Here is a 16929-nt window from a genome sequence, read left to right on the forward strand (position 1 = left end):
GTTGGTCACAAGCTTTTTCTAAGCATGTCCAGAGGTGGGGAACTGAGGCCCTGCCCTATCCGAAAATACGAGGTAGCCCAGGACAGAAAAATAGCCGACCGATACTGATACATATCGAACGGCTTTCAATTCTTCCAGACGATTACACACTACCCATTATTCATCTTCGTTTTCAAGCACGTCAATCGTGATATCAAACCCCTCTTTAAACTGAAGGAATTCGATATCAAACTCATGATCTTCAGAGACACGCAAACTAAATGGTGGCGACATCTCCTTAAGAATCGACACATCCTTAGCTTTTACTCCCCTAATATCAAGGTAACGTAAATTGCTAAAATCACCAATAAAGCTTATATCATTAATAGCTGGAACACGACATAGCGTCAATGCGCTTACTTTTTTAAGAACCGTGAGCGACCCAACGTCCTCGAGCTCTAAGTCCTTAAGATACACGCTGCTCAATTTTTTACATGTCGACAGTACTGAAAGCCCCTGTATGGACATTTTCTCTAACGCCACAACACTAAGCTTTTTTAATGTACCCAGAGGCGTCATATCGCAACGCTTAATATCTATCAAAAAAACCCCTTGCAATTTTGGCATATTGGAAAGTGGCGATAGATCCAAAAACTCCATGGATGTAAAATCAACCGAGCTAAGTTTTTTGCATTCAGCCATTGGCCCAAAATCTTCTAGCGACATACGAGAAATCTGCAAGGAATCTAACGACCGAAGATTACTTACAAATGTAATTGATGTAGCAGGCAAATCAGCTAGGTAAAGGGTCTCAAGTTTTTTCAATAACCCAAGAGGGCTCAAATCTTTCGTTTTAAGTCTCGACACTTCCAAGTAATGTATTTTACGCAAAGATCCTAGCGGTGTTAAATCTTCAACCGCCACGTCCGCAACCTCTAGCACCCTCAGCTCTTTGAGTTTGGTTAACGGCGTGATATCTGATACATCAACTCTACGTAACTCTAGAGATCTCAGGTTTTTAAAATACTGCACCTCACCAAATCCAACAACATCTGCATCTCTTAAGCGCAGATACCCTAGGTGAGGGCTTCGATTCAAACCTGACAACTCCACAGTCCCATCAACCACTGAAAGCGCTTGCAGATTTACAAACCCTGATAGAAATTCCGCGCTCAGATGCGCACCTTCTCCTGCGATCAAGACTCTTACTTTCGAGGCCGCAGCAGCATCCCTAAACGCACGTTGAACCGCAGCATTTTCGCCAGTTAAATATGCTGCGTAACCGACCTCAGCCAAAATACGGAAAACTTCGGAGTCAGGAATATTTTTGTAATCGGCTTCTCCGTATACTGCGGGCACACAACCAACCGCCAAGAAGTCACGAACTTCAGCTGGCAGCTTTACATGTTTATTTTTAACCAGTCTTGCAGCTAGATTTGCTAATGTACCCCCCATATCAAAGAAGACAATTTCAATTAAAGTCTCAACCCAGTCGAAGCCATGCTCCGCAGAAACAGACTCAAATAGAAATATATAAGTTTCAAGCCAGGCAGGATGCTGCCCCCATGCGGCAACTTTTTTCTTAGTAACCAATGACTCAGGGTGAATCTTATCCGTAACGAATGCTGGCTTAACTATGCATCCCGCCAAATAGTGGGCACAAAAGTACTCTTGAAAACTCAAATGAACAAAAGCGTATCTATCCTCTCCACGCGGAAGCAACAAGCCACTACGTCTCGCAACCCAACTTAAAAATTCTTGAGCGACAGATTCATAGTCAGCCACCTCTGTATCTTGAATCGCCTCCTCTAGCCACTCAATAACTTGGTCCTTCGTCGCCAAAATACCGGCAGCGGAAGAATTCCAACCCCTTGATTCTTGCAACTTAAATCCTATATATGCAAGCCAAGATTTTTTTTCCTTCCACCCAAATTGGGAAAGACTTACTCCCCCTCCAATTCGTCTCTGAGTATCGATTGTATTAAGGTAGGCATTAACGATTTCGTCATAGAGTAATGCTTTTCCATCTGGAAGATGGGCACGCTCTCTGTGGACGATCGCCATCAAACTCAGAAGATTAGGTGTACGTGCTAGTTTCTGCGTTATTTCTGATTGTGCCAGCGACGCTAGAAGATCGGAAGTTTTCTGCTCAGCTTCATGCTCACTGACGCACCGCTGACTGTACCAATTACGAGCAAAGTCTGATATCTGCGCCTTGCTGAAAGGCATCAAATACCGGAGCTTAGCCCATTCTCTACCCCGCGATATGGTACTGACTGGCACATGAGCTTGCGCATTTCTAAGGCGCTTCAAGACATCATTATGCCGAGGCTTCTCCAGATTCAGTAGCAAATCACTACCTGATTGTTCAGACGAGGTGTTTTCCGAGTCTACAGAATAGTCTTCATATCCAACAATTCTGGATGTAGCAAGAACCACAGCATCCTGACGATGAGCTTCTTTAATCCATGAGGCTATAAGCTGACGACGGGACACTGCAACTTCGTCAATACCATCAAGAATTAATACGTACCTCCCTTCCTCCACCCAACGCCTAACGATTGAAGACAGCTGCTCTGCCTTGCCATTGCCAATTAACTTACTAACTACAGCTACAGCTAAATCCGCAACCGAAAACCCACGTTCAAAACACTCCGTCGGCATTTCCCTCAATATACATGGAAATGGAATTTTGTTTTCCAAGATTGATGGCAATGGGGCAGACGAACCCGAAGTCAAACGCCACGCAAGCCAGTTACTTAGTGTGGTTTTTCCTCCTCCTGGATCACCCAGGACAACGACCTGTTTAGATTCTTGAAGCTCATCGAATAAGTTTCGACCCAACGGCCACTCTTCAGGGTCATCATCAGCGTGGACCGGAGCCGTGCATATCAATGGTGGCACGAACAGCGTCTCAATCTGAATAGCGGGCAAATCTCTTAGCGACGGCAACGCAAGAGTCTCAACCACTCCACATTTACGACGAACTTCGCCAAGATAAGGGCGCAGCGCTGATTCCTGCCAAAGTTCAAAATTTTTCATTTCGGGAGTATCCATTAAGCGCTCACCAATGCTTGGCGACCTTCTAACAGCGGCTGAAAGTCTACAGAAAGCAAATGATCTCTATACTCTCTGATCAGTTCGTCTATCCAAAAAAGATTTATATCTCCTGGATTGGGATACTGCACTGCCCAAGCTGGCCTGCTACTTCCATCTCCGACTTGGATCCTAGATGTAAGTTTCAGTGCCATAGCCCAGTTCGGGGAAACATTAACACCATTCGCATTTTGGCTGCGCTCACCGCAGCACCAAGCAATGCATTCATTCCAAAAATCCGCGTCGAAATGCCATCGCTCCCAGAGATCTCGATGAAACTGGTGAATATAAGACGCAATCAACACCCTAACAGCCCAAATCTTTTGCTGCTCTATACCACTTGGAAATAGCACGCATCCTGCAAAACGCTGCCACTGGTTTGCCAGAGCTTTAAGCCGCCGCAAATTTGGCGGTAGGCAAACAGTATCACCCACAGCTAACATAAATGAATGTGCAACCTCGGAGCCTTCAGGATTCGCCATCAACATTTTTAAGAAAAACTCTGAACTTGACCGAGGCAAAGGCAGTCTATATATATCCGTACAGATTTTTTCTAAGTAATGACTAGCGCGAAGATAAATATCACCACTACTTGCATCACTCGGAACTGAAATCTCTTCCTTCACGGCATCTATGAGTATATTCTCATTCATACCTAATACAAAAACACAATTAGGTAAATTTAAATATATTTTCAACCCTTCTAACAACTTAAAAGCCGACTTAGGATTACAACGATCTAAGTCATCAATAAAAACCACAACCCTAGTATTCTCCCCATCTGGAAGCAGTGCTAGAATTGTTTCATGCAGATGCTTTCTTAGAGAATCAGCTTGACCAGGTTGATGGTAGTGACTTTTATCCCATGCCTCAGCGAGACTGCGAACTTTTTCAGTATTGGGGATCGCTTCATAGCCGATGACCTTCCCTATCCCAGCTAAACCATCAAGAGTATACTGAAGGGCAACCTTACTCAGCTTGTCAAACTTAGCACGAACCTGGGCCATATTCGAAAATTGTCGCCGCATCTCCTGCAGCAGAGCTACTACAGGACTACTTTCATGCTGATATCGCCAAGCATCAAACCAGATAGTTACGACAGAATTAGAGTTTTCAACATAATTATGACCAACAGATTGACGGACGACACCTGACTCAGCCTCCCCACCAAGACTATATTGCAGCTGCCGCATAAAGCTTGTTTTTCCTGCACCCCAATCTCCATGAATACCCAACACATGAGGTGTAGGGCAATGCTCAACCCGATACTTTAAACGCTCTATCTCACCGGCCCACCCTAGCTTATCATCTAATGTGGGTAAATCATCTAGAAGTACTAAGGCCACCTTGCTTTCCTTTTAAACTGAAGATAGTTACTATATCTAAAGACTCTAATCAAATATTACTGCTATCAATGTATTTTTTGAAGCACACACTCGACTGCCTGCCAGATCCCGATGGGCCGGTTCGGTACAGATGAATATACTAGCATCTCCATCACATTTCTATAAAACGGGCGCAGTATCAGGCTCACACTCTGCACCGCACTCCGTACGTAAATCGTGGACTCGCATCAATCGCCATAAATTTCGGTATGTTTTTTGCTTAAAATCTAAGGCGCACCACGATTTTCTTGGATTCTGCTAGTTTTAACCTCCACAATGCATGATCTTCTAGACTTTTGAGCACTAAAAGGACAGCTACCACACCCTAGGTTCAGTCAACTTGCAAATCGTTGTATATTTAGAGTCGGAGGAAAGACGATGAAAGATCGCCAACATGACGATGCAATGGCGGAGCTGTTTGCTCGTGACCCATCTCAGGCCGCCGAACTTTTACTCGCCATAGAGGCCGATGGCGACAAGGAAGAACTCGCCATCTTTCGACGGCAACTAGCCAAGGCACTGAAAATGGCTAGCAACATAAACACCGTTGAAAGCCTTCACAGTTTGATTTTTGCAGACAACTGAATATCACCGAGCACGCCGAATCTTTTACAGTCAAACCAGATAACTCTTGGACAAGTCTCACAAGCTTGCAAATACTGAATAGGAGTCGACCAACATTTTCGCAAGTTGTTAATTATTAACTCAGTTCCTCCTGCTCTAGCTACTTCTCCTCACCTTTCAACCTGCCAAGCTTTGAACTGTCCCGTTTCGCACCTATGGTTGCCATTGAGCTAGCAAAATAGACTATGGCAGTTAAGCCAACCGATTTTCTTGACATATTAAGCCCCGCTGAAGCGAGATGAGGCGGCGCGTTTGGCTCACTCCGTTGTGACCGCTGTACTCATCCCCTACAACTCTACCGCCCCCGCCCGACCACAGGTGCGTTGTTTTGTTATCCCTGCCAAGTACTCCTCATATTGCAACATTTCAGCTCTTAGACGCGGCTGCGACTGCACATGTCGCAGTGCAAGATCCCGTTGAGCCGAAGGCGAATAAGAGGCGGAGCTGAATGGGCGCGGGCTTGACCGCACCCGTACAGCACATATCTTGCCGTCTTTACTATTGCGATTCTATGCGACTAGGGTAAAACAGCCAGTTCATTTTTTCCTGATCGCATACATTTTCCTAAGTTCGCATTAAATCGCATTAAATCGCATTAAATCGCATTAAATATGAAAATCAATCGCGAAAAATTGCGCTACTTTTTCTTAAGTGGATATATTGATTCGCACCAGACAGTACGATCGGAGCAATACACATGAGTAACCACGAACTGCCCAGTGACGAGCGCCACCCACAACGTCGTGGGTGCGGCCGCGTGTCGTTCGTAGCTGTTATGGATGAGGTTCGGGCGGAAGTCGTGCGAGGGGTGCCTCTGGTGCAGATTTACGAGGCTTTCGAGGATCGGTTAGACCTCGGCTATACACAGTTCACCAAATACATCACCCGGTTCATCAAGCAGGGGCGGCCCGTTTTCGAACCTCGGAACCGGCGTACTCGTTAAACATATCTTGCGTGACCAGAATCAATATAAGTTACTAATATCCGATTACGATAAAAGGAGCGACACCAAAAAAGAACGCCAAACAAGATTGATTTTATTGAAAGGAAAGACACACTTAAACCCCAAAAAGCAGTTTTCACAAATTCTACAGAGCCTTTTAACAGATGCAGGCGCCGCTTTTTCCAGCCCCCCCCCACTTCCAATGCCAACCTTGAGATTTTCGGCAATACAGTAAACTAGGGTTGTCAAAGTTTGAAGTGACATGACAGCATGAGCGACTTTTCGTGATCACGAGGTCAGTATGCCCTGCATTAAGCTCCCAACTTATTGGAAGAAGTGGATGACGTTCGATTTCAGCCACGACCAACTATTCGCACTTAAACAACATCTACGTTCGGGTACGGACTCAACCATTCGAATTGACAGTCACGTATTTCGTTACGCGGACGGCTATCTTCACTTCGCCAACAGTGGAATACCCGACAAATACTATTTTGACACACCTTTAAGTGAAATTTTAGAACGGATCGATCAAGCCATCGCCACTGATTGTTAAAGCACTATGAATCAGCCTTCTTTGATTTCACTCCCCCACAACTGTCTTGTCTGAACGGTTGTGAAGATACAGGCCAATTGATAGCGTATTTTAAACATGATGCTTTGTGGATTTCACATCGTACACCTTGGACACACTACTGAGTAGTGAATCGCCCCCCCGCAGCCTTTCCTTTTGGTGCTCAACCGCCGTAGATCACTAACACCGCAAGCGATAGGCTGCGCCCCCAAGGCGCGGCGCTTCGCGCGCATGATAGAAGTTCTTTAGAACTTCTTAGACCGGAATTACAAGAAAAAGCTGAAAGCGAGACTGGACGCGGTTTTACGCGCGTTTTTTGGGTACTGCCAGTAAAGGGTTAGAGCTAGAGCAGTAAAGGGTTAGGGCTGAAGTGGTAAAGACTTAGGGCTAGGGTGCGTCGGGCGATCCAGCGTCCAGTTCTGCCAGTTGAACGATTCCGCATCGACTGGCTGGCTCATGATCTCGTGATACTCGCTGGGGGTCATGCCGTGCTCGCCTTCAAGGAGCGGCAGTTCCTTGGGACGGCTTACCAGCACAAGCCCGCTGCTGGTCTGGTCGATTGCCCAACCTATTCCGCCTTGTAAACCGCGTGTGCGGTCTGCTATTTCGTCCAAGCCATCCCGCAACAACCCGCGCTTCTGGCTTTTACTCTGTTTCGAGAAGCCTTCCCATGACGCCCGGCCCCAGACATGGGGCGCAAGGGTGTCGAGGTGTGCCCCGTTATTGTTGCCAAGCGCTCGGCCAAGACGGATATTCGAGCACAGCCAGCAATGCAGCAGCTTGGCGACTTCGCTTTCCAGCTCGTTTCGCTCAAACAGTGAGACCTTTACGTGCTGCCCCCGGAAAACTGCGCCCGTCAGGCGAGGATTGGCCGCAACGTGAATCTCCTTAGTCTTATGATTGAAGCTGACGGAAATCAGATTGCAGACTCGGTCCCAGCCGGTTTCTCGATCGATTTCCCGAATCTGTGTAGCCCGTAGCCTATTTAAACTGTCTTTGGCCTTGTCGGTGCTAGTGTCCGGATTGTATCCGGCGTCGATCAGCAAGCTTCGTAGGGTGGTGTCCTTGCTCGCCAGCGGTGCGCCGTCGTCCTGGTTGAATTCCATCGCAAGGCGTAGCTGCTTGCTCACCGGCCCCACCGAGGAAGCGTCGATCACAAGCCGAGCAATGCCAAGCTGGGCAGTTAGGGCCAGCAAAATCGACTGGTCTTGGACCCCAAGCTGTTCATAACCCTGAAATCCAATCTCTAGCTTGCCGAACTGACGCGGCTCTACAAACAAGCGCCCATGCTTCTTGCCCTTGGTCGGTACGAATAGCCCGTCGAACACATGAGCAGGATCAATTCGGGCGTAGGCAGGTTTAATACGTTGCTGTGCCATAACCCTTACCCCCGCTCCCAATTCCCGTATCGTGCCTTGTCTCCGTCAACTCCACTGGGAGCAAAACGCCGCCGTCGTGCTGTGAGTACCAGCGGTCAACCGGCGTGGTGGAATAATTTTGCTTAGACACACCAAAGCGCACAAAGAAGCGGCGCCTGTCGTTGTCGATGGGCCGTCTTTCAAAGGAGCGGTCGCTCAGGCGCTTGGCCTCGTCCTCGGTCATCCTCGCGACGAAACCGCACCAGCGGGCATTGTCGATTAGTGCGGACGCTCCTCGCGCTGCCTGCTGCTGATCAGTCTGGCCCTCGCGAGCGCTGCCCTTGCTGACGTGGTGCAGGTAGAGGACTGACGCCCCAGTACTGGTCGCGATGTGTTCCAGGGTGGAAACAAGCCGCGCCATGTCGCCATTGCTATTCTCATCGAGGCTGTGAATCCGGCTTAGGGTGTCCAGTACGATCAGCCGGGCACCGGTGCAGAAATCGATGACGCGAGCAAGATGCCGATCATCCATGACGTTCAGGCGCTTGCCCATGATCGGCTCAAGCGTAAGGTTCTCCGCGATGGCTTGTCGTGCCTGCTGATGTAGATGCTTGCCTATTGCATTAATGCGGCCCACCAACGCGACCTCGGGGTCCTCTCCGGCGAGATAGACCACGCGGCCAGCACGCGCGGGGGCAAGTCCTATTAGGTCACCACCAGCAGCTCTGCTCTCCACAGTTGCCCCGCAAGCGACCGACATTGCAGCCTCCAACGCCCAGAAGCTCTTCCCTGTTGCTCCGGGAGCTACCAAAGCTCCAACTGTTCCCGCCAAAAATCCTGGCCATATGAAGTCCAGCACCGGTGGCTCATTCTCGAACGCCGCTAGTAAATCAATTGCCATAACTCATCCCCCCAATTCCGGGACGGGAAGCTGAGCCAGACTCTCTACAAGAATTAATCCATTCCTCGACTTCGGCCAAATCCCACACGACCTTGCGGCTGCTTAGTGCAATCCGGCGGGGAAATTTTCCCTGCTTTTCAAAGTTGTAGATCGTGCGCTCGCACAACGGGATGATCGCCAGCAATTGCCTCTTACTGATGAGCACTGTTTTCTTTTTTTCCGATTCCTTTTCCACCCGAAACACCTCTACTAATCACATATCGAAGTTCGATTATTACCCCCAAATACCGGTACTTTCCAGCATTGAAAACTCGGTTTTATCATTTAAATCAGATAGTTAGTGTCCGTCAAACGTCTAGTTTCCGGACAAAAAATGCGTTCAATCCGATGTGTTTACAGGAGTTTCACTCGACTTGTTTTCGAGAATAATGGTGTCCGGAAAACGGGGTATTTCCGGACAAAAAAAAACCCACCGGAGTGGGCGTTTCGCTACGAAAAATACAGCTTCCCGTGTGCTTGGTGCATCGCGAGTTTAAAAATCAGCCACTTGTACGGGATTTTTTGGTCGTCCATTCGTCAATCATGTCAGCCCAATCCTGCAGCATTGCAATGCGCTGATCGCGGTATTCAGCCTTGTTGTATACGGCTCGCACACCCTTCTGTTCGTGCGCGAGGCACTTCTCAATCCAATCACTGTTGTAGCCAGCCTCGTGTAGCAAAGTGCTCGCTGTTCGCCGAAGGTCATGAGGCCCGAACTTGCTCAGCGGCTTCCCCTCCTTCTGCGCAAGTCGATATGTGAGAGTCAGCACTTGGTTAATCGTGGCAGCACTCATGGGCAAGTCTGAGTCGTAGCGTGAGGGCAACACGTAGTCTGATCCACCAGCAAAGGTTTTCAGCGCAATAAAGATATCCAGCGCTTGCCTAGATAAGAACACCAAATGGGGATTTCGCCGTTTCATCCGCTCTTTGGGAATGGTCCATAGGGCTTCGCTGAAATTGATCTCGCTCCAGGTCGCGTTGGTCAGCTCACTTTTCCGCACCATAGTGAGCAACAACAGCTTCGCCGCAGCTCGCACCGATGAGGCAGTACCTATGCGATCCATGTACTGATACATCAAGGCGATTTCGTCAGGGGTCAAAGCCCGGTCACGTGGCTCGAACTTGGCAATGCTTGCAGGACGCACCAGATCGGCCGGGTTCTCAACCTTCTGGCCACGCTCAATAGCCCAGCGGAAGACCTGTAGCATAATCTCACGGGAATGCACCGCCGTTGCTGGGGCGCCTCGCTCTACAATTTCATCGGTCAGCGTACGCAGATCCTCATGGGTGATCTCTACTAGCTTCTGATTGCCGAATTTCGGCTTGAGCTCACGCTCGTATACCGAGCGACGCATGTCACGAGTTGAGTCGGCCATCTGATACCCGCGCAACCATTTCTCCGCCCACGCATCAAACGTCTCCGCGCCCTTGATACGAGCCTTGTCGCGGGCTTTCTCCTTAGCAGGTGACTTACCAGCCGAAATCAGTTTCTTGGCCTCGCCCAAGCGCTCCCGGGCTTCCGCAAGCGTTATACCTCCTACACCGTAGCGACCAAACGTGATCGTCTCCTGTCGGCCGTTGATGGAGTAGTTGTAGCGAAACGAAACTGACCCCGCAGCCGTGACGGCTACGTAGAGTCCATCGCGGTCGTTAACTTTGTAGAGTTTTTCTCTCGGTTTGAGATTACGCAGCTTGGTATCGGTCAGCATGGCGCTCGCGGATTCCTTTCAAAAAATACCATGCTCAGAAAACACCCTAAGATCGAAATGAAACCCAACAAAACCGGGCGGATGATGAGACTTGATACCATGCTCCTCCCTACAGAGGCGACATGGTATTGAACACTGGGCATGGCATTTGGCTCAGTTAATGCCCCGTACCATGCCACACAAACACGGTGCTTGGCGATGCGCAGAGCTGCTAGATTTTGCCAGACCAAAAAAGCCAAAAGCCCGCAATTACGCGGGCTTCAGGGTTTTTCTTGCTAGTGGGTGCCGGTCAATGCCGGACGTCTAATCATTCCCACTCAATGGTCGCTGGCGGCTTGCTCGACACGTCGTAGGTGACGCGGGAGATGCCTTCGATTTCATTGATGATGCGGCCGGAAACGGTTTCCAGCAGTTCGTAAGGCAGGTGTGCCCAACGCGCGGTCATGAAGTCGATGGTTTCCACGGCACGCAGGGCCACGACCCAGGCGTAACGACGGCCATCACCCACCACGCCAACCGATTTCACCGGCTGGAACACTACGAACGCCTGGCTGACCTTGTGGTACCAGTCGGCCTTGCGCAGTTCTTCGATGAAGATGTGGTCGGCGCGACGCAGCAGGTCGGCGTATTCCTTCTTCACTTCACCGAGGATCCGCACGCCCAGGCCCGGGCCCGGGAACGGGTGACGGTAGACCATGTCGTACGGCAGGCCCAGTTCCAGGCCCAGACGACGGACCTCGTCCTTGAACAGCTCGCGCAGGGGTTCAACCAGCTTGAGGTTCATTTCTTCCGGCAGGCCACCCACGTTGTGGTGCGACTTGATCACGTGGGCCTTGCCGCTTTTCGCGCCAGCCGACTCGATCACGTCCGGGTAGATGGTGCCCTGGGCCAGGTACTTGATGTTGTCCAGCTTGCAGGATTCGGCATCGAACACGTCGATGAAGGTACGGCCGATGATCTTGCGCTTCTTCTCCGGGTCGGCTTCGCCGGCCAGGTTACCGAGGAACTGCTCTTCGGCGTTGGCGCGGATCACCTTGACACCCATGTTCTCGGCGAACATGGCCATCACTTGCTCGCCTTCGTGCAGGCGCAGCAGGCCGTTGTCGACGAACACGCAGGTCAGTTGGTCGCCGATGGCTTTGTGCAGCAGCGCGGCAACCACGGACGAGTCCACACCGCCGGACAGGCCGAGCAGGACGTTGTCGGTGCCGACCTGGGCGCGAACCTGGGCGATGGCGTCTTCAGCGATTTTCGACGGGGTCCACAGGGCTTCACACTCGCAGATGTCGAGGATGAAGCGCGACAGGATGCGACCGCCCTGCTTGGTGTGGGTCACTTCCGGGTGGAACTGCACGCCATAGTAACGACGCTCGTCGCTGAACATGCCGGCGATCGGGCAGCTCGGAGTGCTGGCCAGGATGTGGAAGTCTTCCGGCATGCGGGTGACCTTGTCACCGTGGCTCATCCACACGTCGAGGCCGAACAGGCCATCAGCGTCGATATGGTCTTCGATGCCGTCGAGCAGGCGGCTCTTGCCGACTACATCAACGCGGGCATAGCCGAACTCACGCAGCTCGGAACCTTCAACCTTGCCGCCCAGTTGCTCGGCCATGGTCTGCATGCCGTAGCAGATACCGAAGACCGGCACGCCCAGGTCGAAAACGGCTTGCGGGCAGCGAGGGCTGTTGGCTTCGTGAACCGACTCTGGGCCGCCGGCGAGGATGACGCCTTTAGGAGCGAATTCGCGGATCGCATCTTCGTCCATATCGAACGGGTGCAGCTCGCAGTACACGCCGATTTCACGCACGCGGCGGGCGATCAGCTGGGTGTACTGGGAACCGAAGTCGAGGATCAGGATGCGGTGAGCGTGAATGTCGAGGGCCATGATTCAGTCTCGTCTAAAAAATTCGGAAACAGTCGTGATTCAGAAACAACTCGGGGCTGAATAAAACAGCCCCGGTTGCTTAGCTTGTTGCTTGAAGGCTCAACCTACGCGGTAGTTTGGCGCTTCCTTGGTGATCTGCACGTCGTGAACGTGGGATTCGGCCATGCCGGCGCCGGTGATCCGCACGAACTCAGGCTTGGTGCGCATCTCTTCGATGTCGGCACTGCCGGTGTAGCCCATCGAGGAGCGCAGGCCGCCCATCAACTGGTGGATGATCGCGCTCAGGGTGCCCTTGTACGGAACACGCCCTTCGATGCCTTCCGGAACCAGCTTCTCGGCGCCTGCCGAGGAGTCCTGGAAGTAACGGTCGGAGGAACCTTGAGCCTGGGACATGGCGCCCAGCGAACCCATGCCGCGATAAGCCTTGTACGAACGGCCCTGGAACAGTTCGATCTCGCCCGGCGCTTCTTCGGTACCGGCGAACATCGAGCCCATCATCACGCAGGAAGCACCGGCCACGATGGCCTTGGACAGGTCACCGGAGAAACGGATGCCGCCGTCGGCGATCAACGGTACGCCAGTGCCTTCAAGGGCAGCGGCGACGTTGGCGATGGCACTGATTTGCGGCACGCCGACACCGGCGACGATACGGGTGGTGCAGATCGAGCCAGGGCCGATACCGACCTTGACTGCGTCAGCGCCCGCTTCGGCCAGGGCCTTGGCGGCAGCGCCGGTGGCGATGTTGCCGCCGATGACCTGCACTTCAGGGAAGTTCTGCTTGACCCAGCGAACGCGGTCGATCACGCCCTTGGAGTGACCGTGAGCGGTGTCGACCACCACCACGTCAACGCCGGCGGCGACCAGTGCGGCAACGCGATCACCGGTGTCTTTACCGGTACCGACTGCAGCACCCACGCGCAGACGACCTTGATCGTCCTTGCTGGCCAGCGGGTAAGCCTTGGCTTTTTCGATGTCGTTGACGGTCATCATGCCCTTGAGGGCGAATTTGTCGTCGACGATCAGCACGCGTTCGATGCGGTGCTTGTGCAGCAGTTCACGCACATCGTTCTTGTCGGCGCCTTCCTTGACCGTGACCAGACGCTCTTTAGGCGTCATCACTTCACGGACAGTGGCTTCCAGACGGTTCTCGAAACGCACGTCACGGGAGGTGACAATGCCGACCAGGTCGCCATTGTGCAGCACCGGAACGCCGGAGATGTTGTGCATGCGGGTCAATTCGAACAACTCGCGCACGGTGGCGTCGGCGACGATGGTGATCGGGTCTTTGACCACACCAGCTTCGTAACGCTTGACCTTGCGGACTTCGGCAGCTTGCTGCTCGATGGTCATGTTCTTGTGGATGATGCCGATACCACCTTCCTGAGCCATGGCGATTGCCAGACGGGCTTCAGTGACGGTGTCCATGGCAGCGGAAACCAGTGGAATATTCAGCTCGATGCCACGGGTAAGGCGGGTCTTGAGACTGACTTCGTTAGGAAGCACCTCGGAATAACCGGGCACTAGGAGAATGTCGTCGAATGTCAGAGCTTCTTGGCTGATACGCAGCATCGCGGGGGCTCCCGAGCGGGAAAATGGAAGCGCGCCATTATAGTCAGACACCCCTTCGGGTTCAATGTAAAACTCTGTCTATTATTGGCATTACTGACATACGGGGATTACGGCGTTACGGATTGCTGCTTTTTTGTGGGAGCGAGCTTGCTCGCGATGGTCGTGAACGATGACGCGTGCTTTCTGGAAACCAACGTCGCCTTCAAGTTCATCGCGAGCAAGCTCGCTCCTACAACTCGACTTTCACCCAACTGACCGGCTGATCCAGCCAATCGGCGAATTCATCGATAAAGCTCTGTTTGAACCCGGCTTCGGCCCAGTTATTGAAGATGAAACCGAGGTTGGAGAAGCCGCACTCCTGCAGGAACAGGAAGCCGTTGATGTCGTCTTCATGCCCGCATTCGGGGCAGGTGAAGTTGTCGGTACGCCCCGGCATCCAGTCTTCCAGGCTTTCGAACAGGGCTTCACCCACTTCCTTGCGGCACTCGGCGCAGCCCGCTTCGCCAAGAAAACCCTTGGCCGGCGTATAGATGCAGCGCTTGGTGATGATCTCCAGACCATTGATCGACTCGCCGAACGGCAGCGCGTCCGGGTGCAGCACCACCTCACGGGCACCCTCGGCGATGGCATGGCCCATGCGATTGCCGGTGCGGCCGCACGTGGTCAGTTCTTCCTGGATGATGTTCTTGCGCACCAGCCAGCGCACAACGGCCCGGGCCCGGGGTTCGTGTACCGGCAGGGTGGAGATTTTCGGGACGATGATGCTTTGGGAATTCATGGGGTACAGGCCTGGAGCGCTGATAAAAGATCGGACGCGAATTACCTGTGGGAGCGAGCTTGCTCGCGATGGTCGTTAACGATAACGCGTACTTTCTGATTGAACGCGTCGCCCTCTAGTCCATCGCGAGCAAGCTCGCTCCTACAAGGATCAGTAGGCGAGCCTTTAGAAGGTATAGGCCCGCCGCAGCTGTTTTTACAGCTCGACAACAACCGCCTGCGAAGCACGGGTCGCCTTGGCGCGGGCGGCTTCGATCGATTCGTCGCGCGCCAGGGCCACGCCCATGCGGCGCTGGCCGTTGACTTCAGGCTTACCGAACAGGCGCAGCGCGGTATCCGGCTCGCTCAAGGCAGCACCCAGGTTGGCGAAAGCGGTCTGGGTCGACTGCCCTTCCACCAGGATCACCGCCGAGGCCGATGGCCCGAACTGACGGATCAACGGGATCGGCAGACCGAGAATGGCCCGCGCGTGCAAGGCGAACTGCGACAGGTCCTGGGAAATCAGCGTGACCAAGCCGGTGTCATGCGGGCGCGGCGAGACTTCGCTGAACCACACCTGATCACCCTTGATGAACAGCTCGACGCCGAACAGACCACGGCCACCCAAGGCTTCGGTCACGGCTTTGGCGACACGTTCGGACTCAGCCAGGGCAACCGGGCTCATAGCTTGCGGCTGCCAGGATTCCTGGTAGTCGCCCTTCTCCTGACGGTGACCGACCGGCGCGCAGAAGGTGGTGCCGCCGACGTGGCGCACGGTCAGCAGGGTGATTTCGTAGTCGAAATCGATGAAGCCTTCGATGATCACCCGACCTTTACCGGCACGGCCACCTTCCTGGGCGTAGTCCCAGGCCTTCTGCACGTCATCGACGCTACGCAGCAGACTCTGGCCCTTGCCCGAAGAACTCATGACCGGCTTGACCACGCACGGGAACCCGAGGTCTTCAACAGCTTTGCTGTAATCCTCGAAGGTGTCGGCGAAGTGGTACGGCGAGGTTGGCAGGTCCAGCTCTTCAGCGGCCAGGCGACGGATGCCTTCACGGTTCATGGTCAGCTGCGCAGCACGGGCGGTCGGGATAACGGTGAAGCCTTCGGCCTCCAGTTCCACCAGGGTCGCGGTGGCGATGGCTTCGATTTCCGGCACGATGAAGTGCGGCTTTTCGGCTTCGATCACGGAACGCAGGGCAGCACCATCGAGCATGTTGATCACGTGGCTGCGGTGCGCCACCTGCATGGCCGGCGCATTCGCGTAGCGGTCCACGGCAATCACTTCAACGCCCAGGCGTTGCAGCTCGATCACCACTTCCTTGCCCAACTCGCCACAGCCACACATCAATACGCGGGTCGCGGTCGGCGACAATGGAGTTCCGATACGGGTCATCTGAAGGTCCTCAAGGAGCGGATCATCGAGGGAAGCACGCTTCCCATGGGGAGAAAGCGCGGCATTTTACATGAACTTCAGCTGACGACAGCCTGTTTGCGCAGGCGCCAAGCCATGATCAGCCATACGGCGGTGACCCCGGCGAATTTCGAGCCCAGGGCGGTGAGGATCACGCCTGGCGTCAGGGCGTCGATCATGCCGAAAAAGATAAAGGTATCGAGGGGAATGCTCAGGGCCGAACTTATCCACAGGCGATCGTGCAGCGGGCGCCGGGTGATGCTGAACACCAGCCAGTCGATGCACTCGGAAACGGCGAACGCCGTGGCACTGGCCAGGGCGATGGACGGATCGGAGGTGACATAGGACAACACCAGCGCCACCAGCATCGCTGCGAGGGCGCCATGCCCGAATCGGGCTTGCACCACGTCGCGCAACACAAACACCAGCCCGCCCCAGGCCGACCAGATGATGTCCAGGTGCGGGGCGGTGGAAAAGGCGTAGTTGATCAGCACGACGCTGCTGATGTAGGCGATCAGGAAGAGCATGGGCGTGGAAGTACCTGTAATTTTGCCGCACAGGATACTGTAGGAGCGAGCCTGCTCGCGATGGTCGTTAACGATAACGCGGGACGTCTGGCTCCCCGCGGTGCTCTTGAGTCCATCGCGAGCAAGCTCGCTCCCACAGACGAACGCATTCCCATGTGGGAGCGAGC

At 53.1% G+C, this 16929-nt stretch carries 13 protein-coding genes; 2 read left to right on the plus strand and 11 right to left on the minus strand.

From position 1 onward, the window contains the following. Window positions 1-156: 156 nt before the first annotated feature. Together AC1RS8_RS25515 and AC1RS8_RS25520 are read right to left on the minus strand one after the other, a co-directional pair. On the minus strand, window positions 157-3036 hold the full coding sequence (locus tag AC1RS8_RS25515) for an NACHT domain-containing protein (RefSeq protein ID WP_493163924.1): 2880 nt from the start codon (window positions 3034-3036) through the stop codon (window positions 157-159). After that, complete coding sequence (locus AC1RS8_RS25520; RefSeq protein ID WP_493163926.1) at window positions 3036-4421, minus strand: KAP family P-loop NTPase fold protein; 1386 nt, start codon at window positions 4419-4421, stop codon at window positions 3036-3038. Before AC1RS8_RS25520 ends, AC1RS8_RS25515 begins: the two co-directional genes overlap by 1 nt. A gap of 417 nt (window positions 4422-4838) precedes the next feature. Here AC1RS8_RS25520 and AC1RS8_RS25525 point away from each other — a divergent pair, with 417 nt between their 5' ends. Both AC1RS8_RS25525 and AC1RS8_RS25530 read left to right on the plus strand, forming a co-directional pair. Beyond that, the gene (locus tag AC1RS8_RS25525) at window positions 4839-5045 is read left to right on the plus strand and encodes a hypothetical protein (protein WP_493163928.1); all 207 of its coding nucleotides are present in this window, start codon (window positions 4839-4841) and stop codon (window positions 5043-5045) included. 736 nt (window positions 5046-5781) lie between these two features. Then, complete coding sequence (locus AC1RS8_RS25530; protein WP_493163930.1) at window positions 5782-6027, plus strand: TraK family protein; 246 nt, start codon at window positions 5782-5784, stop codon at window positions 6025-6027. Window positions 6028-6960: 933 nt separating this feature from the next. Here AC1RS8_RS25530 and repC read toward each other — a convergent pair. From repC to AC1RS8_RS25575, 9 genes are all read right to left on the minus strand, one after another. Further along, window positions 6961-7980: a replication protein C, IncQ-type gene (gene repC / locus AC1RS8_RS25535; RefSeq protein ID WP_493163932.1), complete on the minus strand. Its 1020-nt coding sequence runs from the start codon at window positions 7978-7980 to the stop codon at window positions 6961-6963. Further along, window positions 7961-8860, minus strand: a complete 900-nt coding sequence (locus AC1RS8_RS25540; RefSeq protein WP_493163934.1) for a helicase RepA family protein — start codon at window positions 8858-8860, stop codon at window positions 7961-7963. The genes repC and AC1RS8_RS25540 overlap by 20 nt, the downstream gene beginning before the upstream one ends. Next, the gene (locus AC1RS8_RS25545) at window positions 8850-9095 is read right to left on the minus strand and encodes a helix-turn-helix transcriptional regulator (RefSeq protein ID WP_493163936.1); all 246 of its coding nucleotides are present in this window, start codon (window positions 9093-9095) and stop codon (window positions 8850-8852) included. The genes AC1RS8_RS25540 and AC1RS8_RS25545 overlap by 11 nt, the downstream gene beginning before the upstream one ends. A gap of 304 nt (window positions 9096-9399) precedes the next feature. Beyond that, window positions 9400-10608 carry a tyrosine-type recombinase/integrase gene (locus AC1RS8_RS25550; protein ID WP_493163938.1) on the minus strand — a complete coding sequence of 403 codons (1209 nt, stop codon included), beginning with the start codon at window positions 10606-10608 and terminating at the stop codon, window positions 9400-9402. Between the two features lie 307 nt (window positions 10609-10915). Then, the gene (gene guaA / locus AC1RS8_RS25555) at window positions 10916-12493 is read right to left on the minus strand and encodes a glutamine-hydrolyzing GMP synthase (protein ID WP_008053207.1); all 1578 of its coding nucleotides are present in this window, start codon (window positions 12491-12493) and stop codon (window positions 10916-10918) included. Between the two features lie 99 nt (window positions 12494-12592). After that, a complete protein-coding gene (gene guaB / locus AC1RS8_RS25560) occupies window positions 12593-14062 on the minus strand; it encodes an IMP dehydrogenase (RefSeq protein WP_008053208.1) in 1470 nt (489 codons plus the stop codon). Between the two features lie 229 nt (window positions 14063-14291). Beyond that, on the minus strand, window positions 14292-14840 hold the full coding sequence (locus AC1RS8_RS25565; protein ID WP_057716265.1) for a hypothetical protein: 549 nt from the start codon (window positions 14838-14840) through the stop codon (window positions 14292-14294). A gap of 195 nt (window positions 14841-15035) precedes the next feature. Further along, a complete protein-coding gene (purT, locus tag AC1RS8_RS25570) occupies window positions 15036-16217 on the minus strand; it encodes a formate-dependent phosphoribosylglycinamide formyltransferase (protein WP_057716266.1) in 1182 nt (393 codons plus the stop codon). Window positions 16218-16294: 77 nt separating this feature from the next. Then, the gene (locus AC1RS8_RS25575; protein ID WP_493163942.1) at window positions 16295-16762 is read right to left on the minus strand and encodes a preQ0 transporter; all 468 of its coding nucleotides are present in this window, start codon (window positions 16760-16762) and stop codon (window positions 16295-16297) included. Window positions 16763-16929: the final 167 nt, after the last annotated feature.

Source organism: Pseudomonas sp. GW821-FHT12A04 (genome assembly GCF_058807755.1).

Excerpts from the sequence above, each read along its gene's own strand:
- AC1RS8_RS25515 (WP_493163924.1), bottom strand. The coding sequence starts at position 3,036 with ATGGATACTCCCGAAATGAAAAATTTTGAACTTTGGCAGGAATCAGCG.
- AC1RS8_RS25525 (WP_493163928.1), top strand. The coding sequence starts at position 4,839 with ATGAAAGATCGCCAACATGACGATGCAATGGCGGAGCTGTTTGCTCGT.
- AC1RS8_RS25530 (WP_493163930.1), top strand. The coding sequence starts at position 5,782 with ATGAGTAACCACGAACTGCCCAGTGACGAGCGCCACCCACAACGTCGT.
- repC (WP_493163932.1), bottom strand. The coding sequence starts at position 7,980 with ATGGCACAGCAACGTATTAAACCTGCCTACGCCCGAATTGATCCTGCT.
- AC1RS8_RS25540 (WP_493163934.1), bottom strand. The coding sequence starts at position 8,860 with ATGGCAATTGATTTACTAGCGGCGTTCGAGAATGAGCCACCGGTGCTG.
- AC1RS8_RS25550 (WP_493163938.1), bottom strand. The coding sequence starts at position 10,608 with ATGCTGACCGATACCAAGCTGCGTAATCTCAAACCGAGAGAAAAACTC.
- guaA (WP_008053207.1), bottom strand. The coding sequence starts at position 12,493 with ATGGCCCTCGACATTCACGCTCACCGCATCCTGATCCTCGACTTCGGT.
- guaB (WP_008053208.1), bottom strand. The coding sequence starts at position 14,062 with ATGCTGCGTATCAGCCAAGAAGCTCTGACATTCGACGACATTCTCCTA.
- AC1RS8_RS25565 (WP_057716265.1), bottom strand. The coding sequence starts at position 14,840 with ATGAATTCCCAAAGCATCATCGTCCCGAAAATCTCCACCCTGCCGGTA.
- purT (WP_057716266.1), bottom strand. The coding sequence starts at position 16,217 with ATGACCCGTATCGGAACTCCATTGTCGCCGACCGCGACCCGCGTATTG.
- AC1RS8_RS25575 (WP_493163942.1), bottom strand. The coding sequence starts at position 16,762 with ATGCTCTTCCTGATCGCCTACATCAGCAGCGTCGTGCTGATCAACTAC.